Origin of the sequence: Paraburkholderia antibiotica, from assembly GCF_012927125.1 — a bacterium.
Classification (GTDB): domain Bacteria; phylum Pseudomonadota; class Gammaproteobacteria; order Burkholderiales; family Burkholderiaceae; genus Paraburkholderia; species Paraburkholderia antibiotica.
The window spans coordinates 74,582-99,138 of the sequence record NZ_JABBFZ010000001.1 but is presented as its reverse complement, the minus strand read 5'-3'; the positions used below and the strand labels follow the sequence as shown (position 1 = coordinate 99,138).

General features: G+C 64.3%; 23 protein-coding genes. 10 read left to right on the top strand and 13 right to left on the bottom strand.

Annotated features, from left to right (window positions below):
• Positions 1-51: 51 nt before the first annotated feature.
• The 5 genes from gsiB to HHL14_RS00415 all read right to left on the bottom strand — a co-directional run bounded on the left by gsiB (position 52) and on the right by HHL14_RS00415 (position 7,477).
• Positions 52-1,614: a glutathione ABC transporter substrate-binding protein GsiB gene (gene gsiB / locus HHL14_RS00435; protein WP_169495632.1), complete on the bottom strand. Its 1,563-nt coding sequence runs from the start codon at positions 1,612-1,614 to the stop codon at positions 52-54.
• A gap of 148 nt (positions 1,615-1,762) precedes the next feature.
• The gene (locus tag HHL14_RS00430; RefSeq protein ID WP_169495631.1) at positions 1,763-3,679 is read right to left on the bottom strand and encodes a dipeptide ABC transporter ATP-binding protein; all 1,917 of its coding nucleotides are present in this window, start codon (positions 3,677-3,679) and stop codon (positions 1,763-1,765) included.
• 134 nt (positions 3,680-3,813) lie between these two features.
• Complete coding sequence (locus tag HHL14_RS00425; RefSeq protein ID WP_169495630.1) at positions 3,814-4,809, bottom strand: isoaspartyl peptidase/L-asparaginase family protein; 996 nt, start codon at positions 4,807-4,809, stop codon at positions 3,814-3,816.
• Complete coding sequence (locus HHL14_RS00420; protein WP_169495629.1) at positions 4,806-5,996, bottom strand: MurR/RpiR family transcriptional regulator; 1,191 nt, start codon at positions 5,994-5,996, stop codon at positions 4,806-4,808. Before HHL14_RS00420 ends, HHL14_RS00425 begins: the two co-directional genes overlap by 4 nt.
• A gap of 200 nt (positions 5,997-6,196) precedes the next feature.
• Positions 6,197-7,477, bottom strand: coding sequence for an MFS transporter (locus HHL14_RS00415; RefSeq protein ID WP_169495628.1), 1,281 nt, complete (start codon positions 7,475-7,477; stop codon positions 6,197-6,199).
• A gap of 94 nt (positions 7,478-7,571) precedes the next feature.
• Here HHL14_RS00415 and HHL14_RS00410 point away from each other — a divergent pair, with 94 nt between their 5' ends.
• Together HHL14_RS00410 and HHL14_RS00405 are read left to right on the top strand one after the other, a co-directional pair.
• Complete coding sequence (locus tag HHL14_RS00410) at positions 7,572-8,282, top strand: pseudouridine synthase (protein ID WP_169495627.1); 711 nt, start codon at positions 7,572-7,574, stop codon at positions 8,280-8,282.
• Between the two features lie 170 nt (positions 8,283-8,452).
• Entirely contained in the window at positions 8,453-8,641 is a 189-nt protein-coding gene (locus tag HHL14_RS00405) for a hypothetical protein (RefSeq protein ID WP_169495626.1), read from the top strand.
• Positions 8,642-8,799: 158 nt separating this feature from the next.
• On the opposite strand, the gene HHL14_RS00400 is transcribed toward HHL14_RS00405, so the two are convergent.
• A complete protein-coding gene (locus HHL14_RS00400; RefSeq protein ID WP_169495625.1) occupies positions 8,800-9,861 on the bottom strand; it encodes an NAD-dependent epimerase/dehydratase family protein in 1,062 nt (353 codons plus the stop codon).
• A 102-nt stretch (positions 9,862-9,963) separates the two neighbouring features.
• On the opposite strand from HHL14_RS00400, the gene HHL14_RS00395 reads away from it, so the two are divergent.
• The 4 genes from HHL14_RS00395 (at position 9,964) to HHL14_RS00380 (ending at position 13,652) form a co-directional block, all read left to right on the top strand.
• Positions 9,964-10,995: a CDP-6-deoxy-delta-3,4-glucoseen reductase gene (locus tag HHL14_RS00395; RefSeq protein WP_169495624.1), complete on the top strand. Its 1,032-nt coding sequence runs from the start codon at positions 9,964-9,966 to the stop codon at positions 10,993-10,995.
• 392 nt (positions 10,996-11,387) lie between these two features.
• A complete protein-coding gene (locus HHL14_RS00390; protein WP_169495623.1) occupies positions 11,388-12,572 on the top strand; it encodes an acetylornithine transaminase in 1,185 nt (394 codons plus the stop codon).
• 18 nt (positions 12,573-12,590) lie between these two features.
• On the top strand, positions 12,591-13,061 hold the full coding sequence (locus HHL14_RS00385) for a GNAT family acetyltransferase (RefSeq protein WP_169495622.1): 471 nt from the start codon (positions 12,591-12,593) through the stop codon (positions 13,059-13,061).
• Positions 13,062-13,358: 297 nt separating this feature from the next.
• Positions 13,359-13,652 (top strand): GYD domain-containing protein, encoded by a 294-nt coding sequence (locus HHL14_RS00380; RefSeq protein WP_169496270.1) that lies wholly within the window; start codon positions 13,359-13,361, stop codon positions 13,650-13,652.
• Positions 13,653-13,790: 138 nt separating this feature from the next.
• Here HHL14_RS00380 and HHL14_RS00375 read toward each other — a convergent pair whose 3' ends face one another.
• From HHL14_RS00375 to HHL14_RS00345, 7 genes are all read right to left on the bottom strand, one after another.
• A complete protein-coding gene (locus HHL14_RS00375; protein ID WP_407945256.1) occupies positions 13,791-14,495 on the bottom strand; it encodes an ABC transporter ATP-binding protein in 705 nt (234 codons plus the stop codon).
• A 17-nt stretch (positions 14,496-14,512) separates the two neighbouring features.
• Positions 14,513-15,304 (bottom strand): ABC transporter ATP-binding protein, encoded by a 792-nt coding sequence (locus HHL14_RS00370; RefSeq protein WP_169495620.1) that lies wholly within the window; start codon positions 15,302-15,304, stop codon positions 14,513-14,515.
• Positions 15,305-15,385: 81 nt separating this feature from the next.
• Entirely contained in the window at positions 15,386-16,555 is a 1,170-nt protein-coding gene (locus HHL14_RS00365; RefSeq protein ID WP_169495619.1) for an ABC transporter permease subunit, read from the bottom strand.
• A gap of 27 nt (positions 16,556-16,582) precedes the next feature.
• Entirely contained in the window at positions 16,583-17,533 is a 951-nt protein-coding gene (locus HHL14_RS00360) for a branched-chain amino acid ABC transporter permease (protein ID WP_169495618.1), read from the bottom strand.
• A gap of 229 nt (positions 17,534-17,762) precedes the next feature.
• Positions 17,763-18,965: a branched-chain amino acid ABC transporter substrate-binding protein gene (locus HHL14_RS00355; protein WP_169495617.1), complete on the bottom strand. Its 1,203-nt coding sequence runs from the start codon at positions 18,963-18,965 to the stop codon at positions 17,763-17,765.
• Positions 18,966-19,514: 549 nt separating this feature from the next.
• On the bottom strand, positions 19,515-20,474 hold the full coding sequence (ispH, locus tag HHL14_RS00350; protein ID WP_169495616.1) for a 4-hydroxy-3-methylbut-2-enyl diphosphate reductase: 960 nt from the start codon (positions 20,472-20,474) through the stop codon (positions 19,515-19,517).
• 2 nt (positions 20,475-20,476) lie between these two features.
• Complete coding sequence (locus HHL14_RS00345; RefSeq protein WP_075302429.1) at positions 20,477-20,932, bottom strand: FKBP-type peptidyl-prolyl cis-trans isomerase; 456 nt, start codon at positions 20,930-20,932, stop codon at positions 20,477-20,479.
• Positions 20,933-21,143: 211 nt separating this feature from the next.
• Between HHL14_RS00345 and radC the strand changes: the two genes are divergently transcribed.
• The 4 genes from radC to nadB all read left to right on the top strand — a co-directional run bounded on the left by radC (position 21,144) and on the right by nadB (position 24,507).
• Positions 21,144-22,070 (top strand): RadC family protein, encoded by a 927-nt coding sequence (radC, locus tag HHL14_RS00340; protein ID WP_169495615.1) that lies wholly within the window; start codon positions 21,144-21,146, stop codon positions 22,068-22,070.
• A gap of 197 nt (positions 22,071-22,267) precedes the next feature.
• Positions 22,268-22,501, top strand: coding sequence for a 50S ribosomal protein L28 (gene rpmB, locus HHL14_RS00335; protein WP_006050117.1), 234 nt, complete (start codon positions 22,268-22,270; stop codon positions 22,499-22,501).
• A 10-nt stretch (positions 22,502-22,511) separates the two neighbouring features.
• On the top strand, positions 22,512-22,679 hold the full coding sequence (rpmG, locus tag HHL14_RS00330; protein ID WP_008919555.1) for a 50S ribosomal protein L33: 168 nt from the start codon (positions 22,512-22,514) through the stop codon (positions 22,677-22,679).
• Between the two features lie 229 nt (positions 22,680-22,908).
• Positions 22,909-24,507: an L-aspartate oxidase gene (gene nadB / locus HHL14_RS00325; RefSeq protein WP_169495614.1), complete on the top strand. Its 1,599-nt coding sequence runs from the start codon at positions 22,909-22,911 to the stop codon at positions 24,505-24,507.
• The last annotated feature ends 50 nt before the right edge of the window (positions 24,508-24,557 follow it).

The window sequence follows — 24,557 nt, the reverse complement described above, 5'->3', positions numbered from 1 at the left end:
GATGCAGCAACGGCGCGGCGCAGGGGAGCGCCGCGCCGCGTGCTCAGGTCGTCACTTGAGCGCGATCTCGTCGAAGTTGAACGAGCCGTCCGGCGCGACGTACGCGCCCGACAGACGCTTGCTGCGCGCGTACACGACCTTCTCCTTGATCAGGAAGACCCACGGTGCGTCCGCCCACACGCGCTTTTGCGCATCGGCGTACAGCGAGGCCTTCTGCGCGCGGTCGGTGGTTTCGAGCGCCTGCTTCAGGTCGCTGTCGACCGTGTCGTTCCTGTAGTACGCGGTGTTGACCATCTTCGGCGGGAACGAGTTGCTCGCGAGCAGCGGGCTCAACGCCCAGTCCGCTTCACCCGTCGACGACGACCAGCCCGTGTAGAACAGGCGCACCGGCGCAGTGGCCGGATCCTGCGCGCTCTCGACCTTCGCGACACGCTGGCCCGCCTCGAGCGCTTCGACCTGCGCCTTCACGCCGACCTGCGCGAGCTGCTGCTGCAGGAACTGGATCACCTTCTGCGAGGTCGAGTTGTTATACGCGGCCCACAGCGTGGTTTCGAAGCCGCTCGGATAGCCCGCTTCCTTCAGCAGTTCACGCGCCTTCGCCGGGTCGTACGGCCACGGCCCGGTCTTCGTCGCGTAATCGACGCCTTGCGGCACCACGCCTTCCATCGACACCGCATTGCCGGAGAACGCGACCTTCGCGAGCGCGTCCTTGTTGATCGCGTAGTTCAGCGCCTGACGCACCTTCGGATTGTCGAAGGGCTTCTGGTTCATGTTCATGCTGAGGTAGCGCGCGATGATCGACGGCGTCGCGATCACGTCGACCTTCGGGCTCGACTGCAATTGCGCGATCTGCTCGTACGGCACCTGGAACGCGAAGTCCGCTTCGCCGGTGCGCATCAGCGCCGCGCGCGTGTTGTTGTCGACGACCGGTTTCCAGTCGATCGTGTCGACCTTCGGGTAGCCCTTCTTCCAGTAGCCGTCGAACTTCTTCACCGTCAGATCGCCCGCCGGGTCCCACTTCACGAACACGAACGGACCGGTGCCGACCGGATGGAACGCGATGTCCTTGCCGTACTTCTTCAGCGCGGTCGGCGAAATCATCACCGCCGACGGATGCGCGAGCACGTTCACGAACGCCGAGAACGGCGTCTTCAGCGTAACGCGCACCGTGTACGGATCGATCACCTCGGTCTTCTCGATGCGGCTGAACATGTTGTAGCGCTTGAGCTTGTTCGCCGGATCGGTGATGCGGTCGAAGTTCGCCTTCACCGCCGCCGCGTTGAAGTCGGTGCCGTCCTGGAACTTCACGCCGTGGCGCAGCTTGAACGTATAGACGCGCGCGTCGGGGCTCGCCTCATAGCTGTCGGCCAGCACGTTGACGAGCTTCATGTCCTTGTCGAAACCGAACAGCCCCTGGTAGAACGACTTCGCCACCGCCTGCGAGAGCGTGTCGTTCGCATCGTACGGATCGAGCGTCGTGAAGGTCGACGCGACGGCCATCACGGCCGTGGTTTCGGCGTGCGCCAGATTGCCCGCGAGCATCGCGAACACGACCGCGCCGCCGCTGACGAGCGCGCGCAAACGAAACGGAGAAGACGGGAACAGCAGGTTCATGAGGTTGCTCCAGGCTGCGAGAGATAACAGGTTGAAAGTGTGACCGGGTCGTTATGGTTGGTTCGTGTTGCGTGGTACTACAGGAGTTTTCGAGCACGACGATGCAGTGGCGCGGTAGTGCGGTGGCGGTGACTCCGGGGTCGACAATTCAATACGCGCCGCCGACGCGATGCTGCGCGACGAAGTGATCCGGGCCCACCGCGACGAGCGGCGCAACGATGGGCTCGTCGTGCAGCGCGCGGATGGGGCTCGGGATGTCGTCGGCGGCGAGCATCCGTTTCGCGTGACGGCGCGCGGGATCGGCAACCGGCACCGCGCTCATCAGCTTCTTCGTGTACGGATGCTGCGGCGCTTCGAACACCGCGCGGCGCGGACCGATCTCGACGATCTGGCCGAGATACATCACCGCGACGCGATGGCTGACGCGTTCGACCACCGCCATATCGTGCGAAATGAACAGATACGCGACGCCGAGTTCGCGCTGTAGATCGAGCATCAGATTGACGATCTGCGCCTGCACGGAGACGTCGAGCGCGGACACGGATTCGTCGGCGATCACGACTTTCGGATTCAGCGCGAGCGCGCGCGCAATCGCGATGCGCTGACGCTGGCCGCCGGAGAATTCATGCGGATAGCGACGCGCGGCCTCGGCCGGCAAACCGACCTTGCCGAGCAGCCACTCGACGCGAGCCTGCGCCTGCGCACCCTGCGCGACACCGTGCACGAGAAGCGGCTCCATGATCGAGAAGCCGACCGTCAGCCGCGGATTGAGCGACGCGAACGGGTCCTGGAAAATAAACTGGATGTCGCGTCGCAATGCCTGCAACGCGGGGCCGGTCAGCGAGCCGATTTCCTTGCCATCGAACTCGATCGAGCCGCTCTGCGTTTCGACGAGCCGCAGCAGCGAACGCCCCGTGGTCGACTTGCCGCAACCCGACTCGCCGACCAGCGCGAGCGTTTCGCCGGGCCGCAGATCGAAGCTGACTTTTTCGACCGCATGCACGCGGCCCGTCGTGCGACCGAACAGGCCGGTTCTGACCGGAAAACGCGTGACCAGATCGCGCACGCGCAGGATCGGCGGCGTGTCGTCGCGCACCGGCGGCTGCGCTTCTGCGGCGACGATCGCGGCAGCGGCATCATTTGCACCCTGCGCGCTGGCCTGCTCGATCGTCAGGACCGGGAAACGCGCGGGCCGGTCGGTGCCCTGCATCGAGCCGAGCCGCGGCACCGCCGCGAGCAGCGCCTTCGTGTACGGATGCGACGGCGCGGCGAACACCGTGTCGGACGGACCTTCCTCGACCTTGTCGCCGCGATACATCACGAGCACGCGGTCGGCCACTTCGGCCACCACGCCCATGTCGTGCGTGATGAAGATCACGCCCATGTTCATCTCGTCCTGCAGACCGCGGATCAGTTGCAGGATCTGCGCCTGGATCGTCACGTCGAGCGCGGTGGTCGGCTCGTCGGCGATCAGCAGCGCGGGTTTGCACGACAGCGCCATCGCGATCATCACGCGCTGGCGCATGCCGCCCGACAGCTGATGCGGAAAGCGCGCGGCCACCCGCCTTGCCTCAGGAATCCGAACCAGTTCGAGCAGGCGCAAGGTTTCGGCGCGCGCGGCCTCGCGGCTCTTGCCCTGGTGCAGCGCGATCGCCTCGCCGATCTGATCGCCGACCGTAAATACCGGATTCAGCGAGGTCATCGGCTCCTGGAAGATCATCGCGATGTCGGCGCCGCGAATCGTGCGCATCGTGCCGGACGACGCCTTCGCGAGATCGAGCACGCTGCCGTCGCGCCGCCGGAACGCGATGCTGCCGCCGGCCAGCCGGCCGCCGCCGTGCTCGATCAGCCGCATCAGCGCGAGCGAGGTGACCGACTTGCCCGAGCCCGATTCGCCGACGATCGCGAGCGTCTCGCCGCGCTCGACCGTGAACGACAGATTGCGCACCGCGTTGAACGTCGAGTCGCCGCGCCGGAACGCGACCGTCAGATCGTCGACCGCGAGCACGCGCTGCGGCGGCAAGGTTTCGATAAGCGGGCGAGCAGTGTGCGAGGAAGTCGGCACGGTGAGTCCTTTGAATTCGAACGCGACAAACGAATAAGGCGAGAAGGCGGAATAAAGCGGAATGCAGTACAACTAAACGCCTGCAGGATTGGCCGGCGAACCGGCTGGCCGTCCTGAAGACGAAATGCGAACGGCTAGCGGTAGATCGACGTCACTGGCGCTCCGCCGAGCCGCGCGAAACCGCGGTACATGCCTTCGGTGTTGAACGGCAGCGTGACGTTGCCCTGCGCATCGACGGCGACGAGGCCGCCGCGTCCGTCGATCTTCGGCAGGCGGTTCATCACGACGTCGTGCGCGGCGTCTTCCAGCGAGAGCTGGCGGTAGGTCATCTGCGCGGCCACGTCGTAGGCGGCGACCATGCGGATGAACATTTCGCCGGAGCCGGTGGTCGACACCGCGCAGGTCGCGTCGTCGGCATAGCAGCCGGCGCCGATCAGCGGCGTGTCGCCGACGCGGCCGACCTGCTTGTTGGTGACGCCGCCCGTCGAGGTCGCGGCGGCGAGATGGCCGTGACGATCGAGCGCGACCGCGCCGACCGTGCCGAACTTGCGGTTCGGATCGATCGGCTCGTGCGGCGTGGGTTCGGCGTTGCGCTGCGCAGCCGCGGCGGCCGCGAGCGATGCGCCGTCGTGATCGAGCATCGGACGCTGCTGTTCGCGCGCGAGTTGCCACTGGCGATAGCGCGCATCGGTATCGAAGTAGCTGTTATCGACGAACTCGAGTCCCTGCGCGGCCGCGAACGCTTCCGCGCCGTCGCCGGTGAACAGCACGTGATCACTGTGCTCCAGCACGCGGCGCGCGGCGAGAATCGGATTGCGCACGCGCTTCACGCAGCAGATCGCGCCGGCGTCGAGCGTGCGGCCATCCATGATCGCGGCGTCGAGTTCGTGGGTGCCCGCAGCGGTGTAGACCGCGCCGTGACCCGCGTTGAAGAGCGGGCAGTCTTCGAGCAGACGCACCGCTTCGCTGACCGCGTCGAGCGCGCTGCCGCCATCGGCGAGCACGCGCTGGCCGGCGCTCAGCACCGCATTGAGCGCCGCGTGATAGTCGGCTTCGGCGCTGGCGGACATCGACGCGCGCAGAATCGTCCCTGCCCCGCCGTGAATGGCAATGACTGCGTTGGAGTTCATCGTTTGGAGTGTGGATTGCGGGTTGTTCGGGTGGTGCTGGCGGACTCGGCGCTGGTTGCGCCGGTGCGCTTCGTGTCGGTGGGTCGTGCTTCGCGCGCGGTGGCCTGCGGCGCGCCGGTCTTCGACGTCCTGGCTGTGGTGGCCTTGGTTTCAGTGCCTGCGGCTGCGGTGTTTTCCGCTTTGGCGTTTCGAGCCTGCGCGCCTGCCGCGTGTTTCGCGTCTTTAGCTTTCGTCTCCTTGCCACGCGCGCCTCGCGGCGCAGCCTGCGCCGGCTCCCGCGTCGCATCGCTCGAACCGGACTGCGCATCGAAAAGCCACGGCAGCAAGAACTCGCTGACCTCGGCGGCCGCCTTGACCGAGCGCTGCGCGCGATACGCGACCGCATCGCACAGCGCCTCGATCACCGCGAGCACCGCGGAATCGGCATTCGACGCCAGACGCCGGTCGGTGCGGATATACAGCGCGAGGTCCGCGAATTGCGCGAGCGGCGAGCCAGGCGAGTCGGTGAGCGCGAGCACCCGTGCACCGCGCGCCGACGCACGCCGCGCGAGTTCGATCGTGTCGTCGACGTAGCGCGGAAACGCGATACCGATCACCAGATCGCCTTCGTTCGACAGCACCAGTTGCCGCGCCGAGTGCGATGGGCCACCGATCAGCGCTAGTGATCGCACGTTGTCGTGATACGGCAGCAGCCCGTGCTCCATCAGACCTGCAAGAAACGCGCTCGCGCCGAAGCCGACCACGAACACGCGACGCGCGGCGATGATCGCGTCGACGGCGGCATCGGCCGTGGCGCGATCGATCGTGGTGCGGGTCGCGTGCAGATTATTGGCGGCCTGTTCGAGCGACGCGTCGATCAGATCGTCGCCGGCCGCGAGCGATTCCTGCGCGCTGCGCAACCGCTCGACCGGCGCGAGCGTCGCCTCGAAACCGCGCACCAGCGCCTCGCGAAACTGCGGATAGCCGTCGAATCCGAGCGCCCGCGCGAAGCGGTTCGCGCTCGCCACCGACGCGCCGACCGCGCTCGCCAGTTCGTCGATCCGCATCGTCGCCGCGCGGAACAGGTTGGCCAGCACGTACTCGCCCATGCGCCGGTGAATCGGTGTCAGCGTCGACATCGCGGCGGCGATGCGCGTGGCGATCGCCTGCTCGGCGGAGTTCGAAACAGCGGACGGGTGATGGATCATGCAAGCGGACCGAGGCGGCGATGTTATCCGGGATGAGTGAAAGTATATTTACATGAAACGTATTTGCAAAAAAATGTATTTTCATCATTCAAGGGTTAACACCGACCAAACCCCTTTGGATAAGGGATTTGGTCATGTCCCGGCACAGCCAGGCGATGAAAATTCATTTTCATCGGACCGGTCCGCAGGCTGGACCACCGTCAGCACGCCGCCGCGCGCTCTTCGTCGGCCGGCTCCGGAATGCTCGGCAGCCGCGCCGCCGGCGAGAAGAAAATGATCGATGCCTGCACAAAAAACGCGAGCGCCGCCGCGACGAGGCACACGTCGATGCTCCAGCGTGCGCTGAGCGCCGCGCCGAGCAGCGCGCCCACCGGTCGCGCGCCATAGGTGGCAGTGCTGATCAATGCGGACACGCGGCCGATCATCCGCGCGGGCGTGATCGCCTGACGCAGCGTGGTCGAGCCGACGACCCACAGGATCGGTCCCGCGCCGAGCAGGAAGAAACTCGCGAGCGCGAGCCAGAACGATGGCGCGACGAGCGTCGCAACCATCACGAGCGACGCGAGCAAACCGCACGACGGCCCGATCACCAGCAGTCTGCCGAACGTGAGCAGCCGCGCGATGGCCGGCGCGGCGAGCGCGCCGCACACCATGCCGACGCCGTACGCGCCGAGCGTCACGCCGATCGCCGAGGCGGAGAGTCCGAGACGCTGCGCCGCGTACGGCACGTACACCGCCTGCAGGATGAAGAAGCCGAGGTTGAAAAACACGGCGGTCGCGAGCATCGGCAGCAGCAACGGATCGCGCAGCACGAAGCGCGTGCCGTCGCGCAGTTCCAGCATGAAGTGCCGTGGCGGCGCACTCGCGCGCGGCGGCTCGCGCAGCCCCGCGAGCAAGACCACCGCGAGCGCCGACAACGCGGCCGCACCGCCATAGGCCCAACCCGCGCCGATCCAGCCGACCAGCAGGCCGCCCACCGCCGGCCCCGCCGAATACGCGACACTGCGTGCGAGTTCGAGTCGGCCGTTCGCGCTCGCGTACGCTTCGCGCGGCACGAGCGACGGCACCAGCGAAGGCGCCGCGACGTTGTAGGCCACCGTGCCGGTTGCCGCGACGAAGCCGAGCGCGGCGAGCAGCGGCAGATTCAACGCATGCGTGAGCACGAGCAGCAGCACGCATAGCATCGCGCAGACGCGCACGCTTTCGGCAAGCGTCATCAGCGCGCGACGCGAGCGGCGATCGGCCCACACGCCGAGCGGCATCGACAGCAGCAGGAACGGCAGCGTCTGCGCGGTTTGCAACAGGCCGGTATCGCGTGCGTTCGCACCGAGCGCGAACACCGCGACGAGCGGCGCGGCGGCGAGGCTGATCTGCTCGGCCGATTGCGCGCACAGGTTCGACCACGCGAGGCGGCGAAACGCGCCGGACCAGCGCGGCGTAGTGGAAGACGAAGAAGAGGCGGATGAGGACGCGTCACGCATCGATGAACTCCAGAGATTCGACTTGAGGCGTTCATCGTCGCTGCTCGCGCGAGGCGACGCGCTCCGCTTCTTGCGGTGTTATTCTTCGCTCGCCATGAATCTCGAAAGCATCCTCTTTACCCAAGGTTTCGGTTCGCGTCGGCAATGCCGGGCGCTGATCGGCGACGCGCGCGTGAGCGTCGACGGCACGGTCTGCACCGAAGCCGACACCGATTTCGCCGTCGCCGACGGCACGTTGCGCTTTAGCGTCGACGGCGTCGAATGGCCGTATCGCGAGCACGCGTATCTACTACTCAACAAGCCGGCCGGCTACGAATGCTCGCGCGATCCGCAGCATCATCCGAGCGTGTTCAGCCTGCTACCGCCGCAGTTCGCCGAGCGCGGCGTGCAGTGCGTCGGCCGCCTCGATCAGGACACCACGGGCCTGCTGCTCCTCTCCGACGACGGCAAGTTCGTGCATCAGTTCACGTCGCCGAAACGCAAGGTGCCGAAGCTCTACGTCGCGACCACCCGCCATCCGCTCGACGACGCGCAACTCGCCGCGTTGCGCGACGGCGTGCTGCTGCACGGCGAGAGCAAGCCGAGCGCCGCGCTCGACGCCCAGGCACGCGACACCCACACGCTCGCGCTCAGCGTGCTCGAAGGCAAATACCACCAGGTCAAACGCATGATCGCGGCGGCGGGCAATCGCTGCGAAGCATTGCATCGCGAACGCGTCGGCGGATTCGTGCTGCCCGCGACGCTCGCGCCCGGCGCGTGGCAATGGCTCGACGACAACGAGCTCGACGCGCTACGGGGCGGGTAAACCGGTAGTGCGTCGGTAGTCCCTATCTAAGTCTTTGATGCGCCGGGAAAAGCCCTCGCGCATTGCGGTGCGTCGCGGATCCGGCGCTGCATCGCAGCATGCCGTTCCTTACATGTCGCCCTATACTCGTTTAAACAAACGACTACAAAGGTTTCAAGGAGGGGGACGCCATGCATATCGACAGCACGATCGCGATCTCGCAGGCGATGATTGCGTTTATTGGTTTTGGGCTGCTGCTGGTCGGCGGATCGCTGATTGTCATGCGACTGCGGCACAAATACCATCCGAACCTGATCGGCGCGTTAGTGGGCGGCATGTTGTGTTTTCTGCTGCTGGAAATGCTGCCGGCGCTGACCTGAAGCGCACGGACGGCGCAGCCATGCGATGGGTCTGCGCGGTCGATTGATGCGATGCGGGGCAGGTGTTTTTTGCGGGGCCATGCGGCCTCGGGAGGCGGCTTGCTGTTTTGCGGCCTTGGCCTTGGCCGCCTTTGCGGCGGCCGCCTGGCTGCAGCCCCCTAGCCGCCCTGCTTCACCACTTCGCGCAAAACTTCCCGCAAAAAATCCCCCACGCTCGGATAGCGCAGCCGCACGCGCAGCTCGTCCTTCAGACGCCGGTTCACCAGCCGCCGCGATTCGCGCATGAACGACAGCAGCATCGGCTCGATCTGCGTTTCCGCCTGCGCGCGCGTGATGCGCGGCGCGCGCGGCAGCGCGAACGCATCGGCGACCGCATCGAAATACTCGCCCATTTTCAGCGACGAATCGTCGGACGCGTGAATCACGCGCGCGGTCCGACCGTGCGTCGCGAGGCGCACGAGGATCGCGGCGAGGTCGTCGGCGTGGATGTGATTGGTGTAGACGTCGTCGGCGTCGACGAGCGCGGGCGTACCTTTTTCGAGCCGCGCGAGCGGCAGACGGCTGCGCGCGTAGATGCCCGGAATCCGCGCGATGCTCGCGCTCACACTGCCGCGCGCGCTCGCGCGGCGCAACTGCCGCTCCGCCGACACGCGCCGTTTCGCGCGCGCATTCGCGGGCCGCGGCGTGCGCGTCTCGTCGATCCATGCGCCGCCGCAGTCGCCGTAGACGCCCGTCGTGCTCGCGTAGACGATGCGTCGCGGCGCGCGCGAAGCGGCGGTCCAGCCGACCCCGTCGGGTACAATACCGGCTGTTTCAGCGTCCAGACGTGAAGCGCGCGCGCGACGCAAACGCGCAACCGGTACGGCCCGCACAGCCGGCAAACGTGCCGCGAAAGTGGCCTTGCGGCCCGCGCCGGCCGCGGTACCGAGCGTCGCCAGCAACGCGCGGGTGCGTCGGTCGTCGTCGCCGGTCTTCTGCGGCGGCGCGAGATGCATCACCGTCGGCGCGAGCCCCGCGAGCCGTTTGAGGCTGCGGCGCGCATCGAGATTGCCGACGAGCGGCGTCACGCCCGCGGCGCGCAACTCCGCGCAACGCCCGGCATGGCTCGTCAACGCGAAGACATGCGCGCGCGGTCGCAACAGGGGCACGCAGCGCAGGCCGACGTCGCCGCATCCAACGATCAGCACGCGCGGCCGGCGGAAGTTTCGTGTCGCATTCATGGTGGACGCATTGTAGCGGTCACACGCAACTGGTACCGCGCGGTCAATCCGGCGGGTCCCGATAACGATTCACGATTCCGACTTTTCGATTCCGAACTCTCTATGGCATTTAACGTCACGCTCCGGCAAAGCGGCCGGCAGTTTCAGGTAGAACAGGACGAACCGGTGCTGTCCGCCGCCCTGCGTCAAGGTATCGGCCTGCCGTACGGCTGCAAGAACGGCGCGTGCGGTTCGTGCAAGGGCACCGTGGTGAGCGGCGAAGTCGAACAGCGCGCGCATTCGTCGTCGGCGTTGTCGAACGACGAAAAAACCCGCGGCATGGCGCTGCTGTGCTGCGCGACCGCCTGCTCCGATCTCGAAGTCGATATCCGCGAAGTCGCCGGCGTCGGCGACGTGCAGGTCAAGAAGCTGCCGTGCCGCGTGAACGCGATCGAGCGCAAAGCCGACGACGTGATCGTCGTGAAGCTGCAACTGCCCGCCAATGAGCGTCTGCAGTATCTGGCCGGCCAGTACCTCGAATTCATTCTGAAGGACGGCAAGCGTCGTAGCTACTCGATGGCGAACGCGCCGCACACCGAAGGCCCGATCGAGCTGCACATCCGCCACATGCCCGGCGGCGCGTTCACCGACCACGTGTTCAACACGATGAAGGAACGCGACATCCTGCGCTTCGAAGCACCGCTCGGCACGTTCTTCCTGCGCGAAGATTCGGACAAGCCGATCGTGCTGCTCGCGTCGGGCACCGGCTTCGCGCCGCTGAAGGCGATCGTCGAGCATGCGGTGTTCAAGAACATCACGCGACCGATGACGCTCTACTGGGGCGCGCGTCGCAAGAAGGACCTGTATCTGCTCGAACTCGCCGAGCAATGGGCGCGTGAGATCCCGAACTTCAAGTTCGTGCCGGTGCTCTCCGAACCCGATGCAAGCGACGCGTGGACCGGCCGTACCGGCTTCGTGCATCGCGCGGTGATCGAGGATCTGCCCGATCTGTCCGCGTACCAGGTGTACGCGTGCGGCGCGCCGGTGATGGTCGAATCGGCGCAGCGCGATTTCACGCAGCATCATCGGTTGCCGGAAGACGAGTTCTACGCGGACTCGTTCACGAGCGCCGCCGATCTCGCGAACGCGGTCTGATTGCCGTTACCGGTTGGGAGCGCGGGCACTCGCATCAGTGCCTGCGCAGGCCGCGCGCGTTAAATATGTCAGCCGCGCGACAGGCCGGCAAATTGGCCGTGAGATAGCGTCGCTGCAAATTCATGGTTTACATCGGCGCTTTTCTTATCGTATTCTTTCGCGCATGAACCGCATCCAGTCCGAACTCCGACGTCGCCGCTCGCCGCTCCCCTAGGGACGCCGCTGGCTTCGTCACGGACTCGCGCCACATCCAGCACTGGGCGCAAGCTGTTCGAATCATGAAAGCCACGGCATGCCGTGGCTTTTCTGTTTTTCCGGCCGCCGTTTCATGGGCCAAACCGTCTCTCTGATCCTTCACCCTGCTCTTACCCTTTTGCCTGGAGCCTGCCGTCATGAATTTCAATGAGTATCCAATCGAGTCGCTGATGTACATCACGAATCGGCCCGAAATCGTTTTCACGCACGGCAAGGGCTCGTGGCTGTACGACAACAACGGCAAGCGCTATCTGGATTTCATTCAGGGCTGGGCGGTCAACAGTCTCGGCCACTGCAACGACGGCATGCTCGAAGCGCTGAACACGCAGGCGAAGCTGCTGCTGAACCCGTCGCCGGCGTTCTACAACGAGCCGATGGCGAAGCTCGCGGGACTGCTCACGCAGCACAGCTGCTTCGACAAGGTGTTCTTCGCGAACAGCGGCGCCGAGGCGAACGAAGGCGCAATCAAGCTCGCGCGCAAGTGGGGCAAGAAGTTCAAGGACGGCGCATTCGAAATCATCACGTTCGATCACAGCTTTCACGGCCGCACGCTCGCGACCATGTCGGCAAGCGGCAAGCCGGGCTGGGACACGATCTACGCGCCGCAGGTGCCGGGTTTTCCGAAGGCGGATCTGAACGACATCGCATCGGTGGAAAAGCTGATCAACGCAAAGACCGTCGCGGTGATGCTCGAGCCGATCCAGGGCGAAGGCGGCGTGATCCCGGCGACGCGCGAATTCATGCAGCAACTGCGCGAGCTGACGAAAAAGCACAACATCCTGCTGATCGTCGATGAAGTGCAGAGCGGCTGCGGTCGCGCGGGTACGCTGTTCGCGTATCAGCTGTCGGGTATCGAGCCGGACATCATGACGCTCGGCAAGGGCATCGGTGGCGGCGTGCCGCTAGCGGCGCTGCTCTCGAAGGCGGAAGTCGCGGTGTTCGAAGCGGGCGATCAGGGTGGCACCTACAACGGCAATCCGCTGATGACCGCCGTCGGCTACTCGGTGATCTCGCAACTGGTGGCGCCGGGCTTCCTCGAAGGCGTGCGTGCGCGCGGCGAATATCTGCGCGCGAAGCTGCTCGAACTGTCGGAAGAGCGTGGCTTCAAGGGCGAACGCGGTGAGGGTCTTCTGCGCGCGCTGCTGCTCGGCAAGGACATCGGCAACCAGATCGTCGAGAAGGCGCGCGACATGCAGCCCGACGGCGTGCTGCTGAACGCCGCGCGTCCGAACCTGCTGCGCTTCATGCCTGCGCTGAACGTGACGACCGAAGAGATCGACCAGATGATGGCGATGCTACGCTCCGTGCTCGATTCGCTGTAATTGCCACGGAGCATGCCGATGACGATAACCCCGACGCTTTCGATCCGCCGCTTCGACGCGAGCGACACCGATGCCGTGGTCGCGCTGTGGCAGCAGGCCTTCCCAGAGTACCGGGACGCCACGCGCCCGCAGCGCAATCCGCATCTGTCGATCGAGAACAAGCTCGCCACGCAGCCGGAACTGTTCTTCGTCGCGGTGCTCGACGGACGTATCGTCGGCACCGTGATGGGCGGTTATGACGGGCACCGCGGCTGGCTGTATTCGCTCGCGGTCGACGAAGCGTTGCGACGTCACGGCATCGGTACGCGTCTGGTCGCGCACGTGGAAAACACGCTGACCGCGCTGGGCTGTCCGAAGCTGAATCTGCAGGTGCTGTCGGCGAAGGCCGACATCCAGGCGTTCTACGAAGCGCTCGGTTATCGCGCCGATGCGGTGATCAGCCTCGGCAAGCGGCTCGGCAAATTCGCGGACGCGGTGCCGGCGACGTAAATCGCGTCGCACACCTGATTGAAGACGGCAAGGCCGCATGCGTTCGCTAGCGCATGCGGCTTTTTTCATGGCGCGCCATCGAACCGCGTCGCCTTCTCCTGCTGTTCGCGCCGCATCCGCGCACATATCGGCGCATTCGGACAAACCGCGAATAGCGCACAAACCGATTGCCTAGAATCGTTTTACGCACGAGACGACGCCGATGCTCTAACGACTCGTTTGCGACACTCCGCGACGGTTCGCGGTACGCCTCATGCGCCCGAGTCCCAACCCGTCTTAATCGTAAGGGGAATCGTCATGGCGACTTATGTGGTGCTTCTGCAATTCACGGATCAGGGTATCCGCACCGTCAAGAACAGCGCGCAGCGCGCCGGACAGGCTGCGGAGATGGCGAAGTCTTTTGGCTGCGAAATGAAGCAGATTTACTGGACGCTAGGAGAATACGATCTCGTCTCGGTCGTCGAGGCGGCTGACGAACAGAGCTTCCTCACCTTCGGCTTCGCGCTCGGTTCGGCCGGCAATGTCCGCTCGAAAACGCTGCGGGCGTTCACCAAGGATGAAATCAGCGCGGTTATCGGGCGACTCCCATAATTCGCGCCGCTGGGCCGACCAAATAGAACGCGCCCCACGACGTTGCGTCGAAGGGCGCGTTTTGCGTTGCAGACGGATGGCGTGTGAGCCGCGCGCATCCTGCAGCTCACTGACTTAGCCGGCTACTTATTCAATCACTTATTCACCGAGGTAAGCAGCCCGAACCTTCGGATCGTCGAGCATCTGCTTCGCGTCGCCCGACATCGTGATCAGACCCGAGTCCATCACGTAGCCGCGATTCGCGGCCTGCAACGCGAGACGCGCGTTCTGCTCGACCAGCAGCACGGTCATGCCTTCGGCCGAAATCGAACGCACCACTTCGAAGATCTTCTCGACCATGATCGGCGACAGACCCATCGACGGTTCGTCGAGCAGCAGCAGCTTGGGACGCGAGATGATCGCGCGCGCCATCGCCAGCATCTGCTGCTCGCCGCCCGACAGCGTGCCCGCGTATTGCGATGCGCGCTCCTTCAGACGCGGGAAAAAGCCGAACATGCGCTCGACGTCCGACTTGATACCATCGGCATCGTTGCGCAGATACGCGCCCATCTGCATGTTCTCGATGATCGACATGCGCGCGAAGATGCCGCGCCCTTCCGGCACCATCGCGAGACCGCGCTTGAGCAGCTCGTGCGCGGGCAGCCCCTTGATGGACTGACCCATGTACTCGATGTCGCCGGCCGCATACGCCTTCAGGCCGGTGATCGCCTTCATCGTCGTGGTCTTGCCCGCTCCGTTCGCGCCAATCAGCGTGACGAGTTCGCCCTGGCCGACTTCGAGGTCGACGCCCTTGACCGCCTGAATGCCACCGTAGTTGACCTGCAGGCCCTTGATTTTCAGCATTGCTTGCGTCGTGGACATCAGTGGACTCCCGCACCCAGATAAGCTTCGATCACCTTCGCATCCTTCTGCACGTCCTGCGGCAGACCCTGCGCAATCACCTTGCCGTAGTCGAGCACCGTCATCTGGTTGCACAGACCCATCACCAGCTTCACGTCGTGTTCGATCAGCAGGATCGTCTTGCCGTCCGCGCGGATCTTGTCGAGCAGCTTGGTCAGCTCGACCTTTTCGGTTGCGTTCATGCCGGCCGCCGGTTCGTCCAGCGCGAGCAGCTTCGGATCGGTCGCCAGCGCACGGGCGATTTCGAGGCGCCGCTGGTGGCCGTACGACAGGTTGCGCGACGTGTAGTCCGCGTACTGCGTGATGCCGACGTAGTCGAGCAGTTCGAGCGCGCGCTCCTTGATTTCGCGCTCTTCCTTGCGCTCGGCCGGCGTCTGGAACACCGCGCCCAGCAGGCCGTGCTTGGTGCGCACATGACGGCCGACCATCACGTTTTCGAGCGCGGTCATGCCGCCGAACAGACGGATGTTCTGGAACGTGCGCGCGATGCCCGCCTTCGCGACCTGATACACCGCGGTCGGCGTGTAGTTGTCGCCGTCGAGCTTGAACTCGCCCGAATCCGGCGTGTACAGCCCCGTGATCACGTTGAAGAACGTGGTCTTGCCGGCACCGTTCGGGCCGATCAGACCGTAGATCTCGCCCGCGCGAATTTGCAGGCCGACGTCCGACAATGCCTGCAGGCCGCCGAAGCGCTTGTTGACGCCCTTCACCGACAGGCGGATCGGCGCGTTGTTGCTTACGTTATCGCTCATGTCTTTTTCTCCTGTCGACCCGAGTGCGCGCTTGAGCGCCGACTCGGGCCTCATGCAGGGCCGTGGCCCCGCCCGACGTCTTTACGCGCGCACCGGCTTCTTGCCGTTGCGCTTCGCCAGCTTCGCAATCCTGTCTTCATGCTTCGGCGCGGGCCACAGGCCTTCCGAGCGATACAGCATGATCACGACCATCGCGAGACCGTACAGCAGCTGACGGATCACTTCCGTATCGACGATTTCATGGCCGAAGATCATGTTCTGCAGCGGCCCCATCGTCGAGCGCAGGAACTCGGGGAACACCGCGAGCAGTACCGCGCCGAGAATCACGCCCGGAATGTGGCCCATGCCGCCGAGCACCACGCACGCCAGCACCACGACCGATTCCCAGAACGTGAACGACTCCGGCGACACGAAGCCCTGGAACGAGCCGAACATCGCGCCCGACAGCCCGCCGAACGACGCGCCCATCGCGAACGCGAGCAGCTTCACGTTACGGGTGTTGATGCCCATCGCCTTGGCGGCGATTTCGTCTTCGCGAATCGCGGCCCACGCACGGCCGATACGCGAATGCTGCAGACGCGTACAGGTCCAGATCACGAACAGCGCGCACAGCACGAACAGGTAGTAATACAGGTACACCGACGGAAACTGCATGCCGAACAGCGAGTGCGACTGCGACAGGCTGAAGCCGCCCACCTGCACCGGATCGATACCCGTGATCCCCTTCGGGCCGTTGGTGATGTTCACCGGACGGTCGAGGTTGTTCATGAAGATCCGCACGATTTCCCCGAAGCCGAGGGTCACGATCGCGAGGTAGTCGCCACGCAGACGCAGCGTCGGCGCACCAAGCAGAATCCCGAACATCGCGGCAAGCGCCATCGCGATCGGCACGATCAGGAAGATCGGCACGTGCAGACCGTTCGGCGCGAGATGCGCGATCCACTCGAATTGCGTCGACAGGTGCGGCGAGCTCAGCAGCGCGGCCGTGTAGGCGCCGATCGCGTAGAACGCGATGTAGCCCAGGTCGAGCAGGCCGGCGAAGCCGACCACCACGTTCAGGCCCAGCGCGAGCATCACGTACAGCATCGCGAAGTCGAGCACGCGGACCCAGTAGTTGCCGCCGGCGGCGCCGATGATCATCGGTGCCGCGATCACGAAGACCGCCGTGAGCAGGCCGATGGTCAGCGTCTTCGTGCGGTTCTTTTCGGGAATGAGCGTCGTCGACGGCTCGATCGGTTGAATTGAGGTCATGATTGTTGACTCCTTATGGCCCGGGGATCAAGCGCGATCCGCGACACGTTCGCCGAGCAGACCCGACGGACGGAACACCAGCACGACGATCAGCACCACGAACGCGAACACGTCCTGGTAGTTACTGCCGAACACGCCGCCCGTGAGGTTGCCGATGTAGCCGGCGCCCAGTTGCTCGATCAGGCCGAGGAGCACGCCGCCCACCATCGCGCCGCCGAGGTTGCCGATCCCGCCCAGCACCGCCGCGGTAAAGGCCTTCAGGCCGGGGATGAAGCCCATGTAGAAGTGCGCGTTGCCGTATTCGGACGCGATCATCACACCGGCCAGCGCGGCAAGCGCCGAGCCGATCATGAAGGTCGCCGAAATCACGAAGTTCGGATTCACGCCCATCAGGCTCGCGACGTTCGGGTTCTCGGCGATCGCACGCATCGCGCGGCCGAGCCTGGTCTTGTGCACGAGCAGCAGCAGACCGGCCATCACGAGGAACGCGACCACGATGATGACGATTTCAGTCATCGAGATCACCGCGCCCGGCGTCGTGTCGGTGGCCTTGATCACGTTGATCGGATCGGTCGGCAGCAGTTGCGGGAACGGCAGCGGATTGCGCGACCAGATCATCATCGCGAGAGTCTGCAGCAGGATCGACACACCGATCGCGGTAATCAGCGGTGCGAGACGCGGCGCGCGCCGCAACGGCCGGTAAGCGACCCGCTCGATCGTGTAGCCGACCACCGAGCAGACCACCGCCGCGATGATCAACGCGATCACGAGCGTCGGCACGTTGCCGAGGCCGGGGAAGTGGTTCTGCAGCACGCCTATGGCGGACAGCGCGACCATCGCGCCGACCATCAACACGTCGCCGTGAGCGAAGTTGATGATGCCCAGAATGCCGTAAACCATCGTGTAGCCTAGTGCGATGATGGCGTAGACACTGCCAAGCACCAGTCCATTCAGGATCTGCTGGACGAAGATATCCATTTAATGCTCCTTAGCCCGTGCGACTGGATTCGTGCTCTTCATCGGCCGGTGGGCGGTGATGCGCGACGAAATCTCAACGGCACTGCGGGTACTGATGTAAAAGACCGGTAAGGGTTATCCGCTGCCGGTGAGCCTGGACGACCGGGATGCGGTCGCGGGCCCGCCATCGGCGGATGCAAAAACGGCACCGTTGGATGGTGTCGGTGCCGTCAGGCCAAACTTCCCGTCATCACATCTTTACGACGTCGAGAACCGCTTTCTTGCCGTCCTTGAAGTCGTAAAGCGTAATGGCGCCCTCTTTCAAATCACCCTTGTCGTCGAACGCGATGTGGCCGATTACTCCGTTGTAATCGGTCGAAGGCATCGCAGCCAGCACCTTGGGCGCCTCGATCGAATTAGCGCGCTTCATTGCATCGACGATCACGTATACAGCGTCGTACGTGAACGGCGCGTAAATCTGCACCGGTGTGTGGAAACGGTCTTCGTACTTCTTTTCGAAGTCCGCTCCCCTGTCCATTTTCGAAAGCGCGAGTCCTGCTTCCGAACAGACCAGGTTTTGCACGGCGGTTCCCGCCAGCTCGCCCACCTTGTCGGTACACACACCGTCGCCGCCAAGGATTTTTGCCCTGATACCGAGCGCGGCCGCCTGCTTCGTAAACGGCCCGCCCGTCGCGTCCATGCCGCCGAACATGATGGCGTCCGGCTGAACACTCTTGATCTTCGTGAGAATGGCCCGGAAATCCGTGGCCTTGTCGTTCGTCGCCTCCCGCGCGACGATCTTCGCTCCGTCCGCCGCGGCGGTCTTCGCGAATTCGTCCGCGAGACCCTTGCCGTAGGCCGTCGCATCGTCCACTACCGCGATGCGTTTGGCGCCCAACGCCTTGACGGCGTAGTTGGCGAGCGCCGGACCCTGCTGCGCATCGGTCGCGACCACCCGATAGGTCGTCTTGAAACCCTGCTGCGTGTACGCCGGATTGGTCGACGACGGCGAAATCTCGAGGATGCTCGCGTCGCTATAGATCTTCGACGCCGGAATCGACACGCCCGAGTTCAGATGCCCCACCACCGCGACCACATGATCGTCGACCAGCTTCTGCGCGACGGCGGTGCCCGTTTTCGGGTCCGCCGCATCGTCCTGCGCGTCGAGCTGCAACTGGATCTTATGACCGTCGATCGTCAGACCCTGCGCATTGATTTCCTCGACCGCGAGGCGTGCCCCATTTTCGTTGTCCTTGCCCAGATGGGCGATACCGCCCGTCAACGGCGCGGCATGACCGATCTTCACGATAGTCGCTTCGCTCGCGGCGGCCACCGCCGCGGCCGATGCCGCCGATGCGCCCGCTCCCGCTTCGCCATCCGGTTTCTTGCCGCACGCGGTCAACATCGCAACCGCGGCCGCGACGGACACGGCGTAAGCAAATTTGACTCGCATCAAGTAGGGTCTCCTGCGCCTTGCAAAATCCACTGTTCAGGACCTCAAGGCCTTGAGAACGCGCGCATTGTAACTCCAATTATGCGACTGGCAATATTGTTGAAACGGTGGGGTTTTCCTGCATTGCAACCTTATTTTGAGAGCTAAATCGACGAAAAAGCGCAACCCGGTTGCGATTCTTTTTCGTGCATCAGTTGCACCGACGCCGAGCCCGATGGCATCAAGTGTTGCGGGTAATCGGGTGGAATGCCGGATAGGCCGGGCTTTGCGTCAGATATGACGGTTCAGTGCGCATTAGATCAATTGCACTAACTCAGTGCATGATTAATTGTCGCTCGCGATCCGGTTATCAGGAAACGGGGACGCATCCCTCGAAAACCATAAAAAGACCAGATCGGAATTCAAAATAATTAGTGCGCAAGGTCACCAAAGTTGACAAACACATTTGATGTGGCACTTATTATTTAAGTGACTCGTGAGAGGCGAGCCATAAAAAAAGCGCACCCTTAGGTGCGCTTTCCTTTCAACGAAGCGAGGGATTGTTGGACGTCAGGTCGGCAGACCCAGTCCACGCGGCAGCGGAAACGCGATGTTTTCCTCGATGCCTTCGAGCGCGCGCATGTTGCGCACGCCGAGTTCGCGCAGACGCGCGATCACCGCCTGTGCCAGCACTTCCGGCGCCGACGCGCCGGCCGTCACGCCGATGCGGCGCTTGCCTTCGACCCAGACCGGGTCGATCTGGTCGGGCGAATCGACCATATAGGCCGGCACGCCGAGCTTTTCGGCGAGTTCGCGCAGGCGATTCGAGTTCGAGCTGTTCGGACTGCCAACGACGATCACGACGTCGCACTGTGGCGCCATGAACTTCACCGCGTCCTGCCGGTTCTGCGTGGCGTAGCAGATGTCCTGCTTCTTCGGCTCGCGGATGGACGGGTATTTGGCCTTCAGCGCGCCGATGATTTCGGCGGCGTCGTCGACCGACAGTGTGGTTTGCGTGACGAACGCGATGCGCTCGGGATCGGCGAGCTGCAACGCCTGCACGTCCTCGATGTCCTCCACGAGATGCATGCCCTCGGCCGCCTGGCCCATCGTGCCTTCGACTTCCGGGTGGCCCTTGTGGCCGATCATCACGATGTCGAAGCCGTCCTGACGCATCTTCGCGACTTCGATGTGCACCTTGGTCACGAGCGGACAGGTCGCGTCGTACACCCGCAACCCGCGCGACTCCGCCTCCGAGCGCACGGCCTTCGACACGCCGTGCGCGCTGAAGATCACCGTGTTGCCGGACGGCACTTCGTCCAGGTTCTCGATGAAGATCGCGCCCTTCTTGCGCAGATCCTCGACCACGTAGGCGTTATGGACGATTTCGTGACGCACGTAGATCGGCGCGCCATACAGCTTGATGGCGCGCTCGACGATCTCGATCGCCCGGTCGACGCCGGCACAGAACCCGCGTGGCTGGGCCAGCAGGATCTCCGCTTCGGCAAGAGTCGTATCCGCAATGCTCATGTTTACAGAATCCCGATGATTTTCACTTCAAACGCCAGCGCCTGGCCGGCAAGCGGGTGATTGAAATCGAACAGGGCCGACGTTTCGCCGACTTCCTTCAGCACGCCAGCATAGCGGCCGCCGCCCGGCGCGTTGAATTCGACCAGATCGCCCGGCGAAAAATCCTCGCCGATCATGCTGTTTTCCCGCAATGTGGCAAGGGAGACGCGCTGGATCAGCTCCGGATTGCGCGGCCCGAACGCCTGACCGGGTGCTAGCTGAAAGGTCGAATGGTGGCCCACCTTCAAACCCAGCAAAATATCTTCCAGCGGCGGAGCCAGTTGACCGGCGCCGAGCAGCAGCGTGGCCGGCTTGTCGTTAAACGTGTTGATCACTTCGGCGCCATCGGCAAGCGAAAGCCGGTAATGCAGCGTGACGTGTGAACCGGGTTTCACCTCGGAAATGTCGATGATGCTCATGCAATGCTCGCTCAGTCGAAGCGCGCTGCACGCGTGCGCCGCGGGAGCAGTCGACGCGTGTGGCAAACCGTCGGGGTGCCGTGCGCAAAGCGTCTATTGTAAGCCACCTAGCGGGCGCCGGCTTGAGTCCGTCGCGCGCGAAGGTGGCATGGCCGTGGCGGCGCCTTCGCGCCGCGCGAGCCACCAACCGGAAGTGGAGGACTCTATATATATGGCAAATTTCGCCGGCACAATCGACGAAACCCCCAACGCGACAGCGCAGCCCGACACGCGCGAGCGCGCCGGACCCGCCCACGGCCAGCGCGGCACCCTATGCGAGGCCACGGCGCCGCGGCCGGCCGGCGCGGCGCAAGCGCCCGCTGCCGCCCCTGCCCGCGCGCGGCCGCGGCTCGTGCGCGGCAAATGGCATCGCAACGACATGCCGCGCGAACGGCTGATCAGCCACGGGCCCAAAGTACTGTCGGACACCGAAATGATCGCGCTGGTGCTGGGCTCCGGCCTGCCCGGCCACGACGTGTTCGACGTCGCGAAGACACTGCTGGAACGCTTCGGCTCGATGCGCGCGATGCTCAACGCCACCTACGCGGATTTCGACGGCATCCGCGGCATCGGTCCCGCGAAAAAGGCGCAGTTGCTCGCGATCATGGAAATGGCGCGCCGCTCGCTGGTCGACAAGCTGCGCAAGCGCCAGTTGATGAATTCGCCCGAGGCGGTCGAAAATTATCTGCGCCTGCTGATCGGCGGGCGGTCACAGGAGGTGTTCGTGTCGCTCTTTCTCGACGCGCGGCATCGGCTGATCCGCTGCGAGGAAAGCGCGCAAGGCACGCTCACGCGCATGGCCGTGTATCCGCGCGAAATCGTCCGGCAGGCGCTCGCCGCGAATGCCGCGAGCCTGATCGTCGCGCACAACCACCCGTCCGGCGCCGTGCACCCGAGCGCGAGCGACTGCCGCCTGACGCAGACGCTGCGCGATGCGCTCGCGCTGGTCGACATCCAGCTGATCGATCATCTGGTGATTGGCGCGGATAGCGTATACTCATTCGCCCGCGCCGGCTGGCCGGGGCAGACGCAAAAGCCCGCGGCGGCGCACGAAGCGCAGAGGCCGCTGGACAACGGCGTGACCGGGCAGCACAAATAAGGTTTGATTTTGCGGCTTTTTTTCTGCTAGAATCCCGGTTTGCCTATTTCCAACCCCCTGTTCCGAAGCCACTGAGGCGTTCCAAAAAGGTCAGGCGGCTGTAGTAGCGAGTACTTGCGAACTCCACTTCAGCGCGGCTCTTTTCGGGAAACTTTCACGGCGTTCGAACTCAGAATTAGCGTATTAGGAGTGCTCTCATGGCACGCGTATGCCAAGTAACTGGGAAAGCGCCGATGAGCGGCAACAACGTTTCCCACGCGAACAACAAGACCAAGCGCCGGTTCCTGCCGAACCTGCAAAGCCGCCGTATCTGGGTGGAAAGCGAAAACCGTTGGGTGCGTCTGCGTATTTCGAACGCCGGCCTGCGCCTGATCGACAAGAACGGTATCGACGCTGTGCTCGCAGACCTGCGCGCACGCGGTGAAGCCTAAGGAGTAAATCATGGCTAAAGGCGCACGCGACAAGATCAAGCTGGAATCGACCGCAGGCACGGGTCACTTCTACACGACCACGAAGAACAAACGCAACATGCCGGAAAAGATGCTGATCAAGAAATTTGATCCGGTCATCCGCAAGCACGTTGACTACAAGGAAACCAAGATCAAGTAATCTTGGGCTCCTCTCGCCTGACGAAGGCGAAGACATGCCGAAAAGCCTCGCATCCGTGCGGGGCTTTTTGTTTTGGGCGTGCGCCGCAATAACACCGCCTTGAACGCGCGCAACGCCCTATTCCATTTGGCCAGCTTTCGCTCGTCCGTCGCGACGCGTATCCTGTGTCGTTTTCGCGGCGTGCGATTCGCGCGCCGTCATCGCAAAACGAAAGATGGAGATGCAGGCAATGGAATTCGATGTGGCGATTGTCGGTAGCGGTCTGGCTGGACTGAGCGTCGCACTCAATCTCGCGCAGACGCGACGGGTCGCGGTGATCGCCAAGCGATCGCTGACGGAGGGCGCGAGCGACTGGGCGCAGGGCGGCATCGCCGCGGTACTCGATTCCGCGGATAGCGTCGAGAACCACGTGCGCGACACCTTGATCGCGGGCGGCGGTCTGTGCGACGAGGCGGCGACGCGCTTCATCGTCGAACATGGGCGCGCGGCAATCGAATGGCTGATCGAGCAAGGCGTGCCGTTCACGAAGGACGACGCCGCCGAACTCGGCTTTCACCTGACGCGCGAAGGCGGCCATAGCCACCGCCGGATCATTCACGCAGCCGACGCCACCGGCCACGCGGTGGTCGCCACGTTGAGCGAAAAGGTGCGCCAGCACCCGAACATCACGCTGCTCGAAGACCACCACGCGATCGACCTGATCACCTCCGAGCGCCTCGGCCTGCCCGGCCGCCGCTGCCACGGCCTGTACGCGCTCGACCTGCAAAGCGGCCGCACGGTCACGATCGAAGCGCCGCACACGGTGCTCGCGACCGGCGGCGCCGGCAAGGTCTATCTGTACACGACCAACCCCGACACCGCGACCGGCGACGGCATCGCAATGGCCTGGCGCGCCGGTTGCCGCGTATCGAACATGGAATTCATCCAGTTCCACCCGACCTGCCTGTTCCATCCGTACGCGAAGTCGTTCCTGATTTCGGAGGCGGTGCGCGGCGAAGGCGGCATCCTGAAACTACCCGACGGCACGCGCTTCATGCCGAATCACGACGAGCGCGCGGAGCTCGCCCCACGCGACATCGTCGCGCGCGCGATCGACTTCGAGATCAAGAAGCGCGGCATCGATTGCGTGTATCTGGACATCAGCCATCAGCCGGCCGAGTTTCTGCGCGAGCATTTCCCGACCATTCTCGCCCGCTGCCTCGAATTCGGCATCGACATCACCAAAGAGCCGATCCCGGTCGTGCCGGCCGCGCACTACACGTGTGGCGGCGTCGTCACCGATCTCGCGGGCCGCACCGACCTGGCGGGCCTCTATGCGGTCGGCGAGACCTCCTGCACCGGCCTGCACGGCGCGAACCGGCTTGCCAGTAACTCGCTGCTCGAATGCCTGGTGATCGGCCGTTCGGCCGCGCAGGCCATCGAAGCGGAAGGCTTCAGCGCCGCGATCCACGCGCCGCTGCCGGCCTGGGACGAAAGCCGCGTGTCCGATCCGGACGAGGAAGTCGTAGTCGCGCACAACTGGGACGAACTGCGACGGCTGATGTGGAATTACGTCGGCATCGTGCGTACCGACAAGCGGCTCGAACGCGCAAAGCACCGGCTCGCACTGCTGCGCGACGAGATCCATGAGTACTACGCGAACTTCAAGGTGAGCCGCGATCTGCTGGAGCTGCGCAATCTGGTCGACGTCGCATCGTTGATCGTCGACGGTGCGCGCTCGCGGCGAGAAAGCCGCGGCCTGCATTTCAGCCGCGACTGGCCCAACGCGTTGCCAAAGGCTTTGCCGACAGTGTTGTCGCCGGAGTATGTGCGTAGGTCGGACGCTTGATGCCCGGCATGGCGGGCCCTACAAGTCCGATCGACGCGCGTCGAAACGCA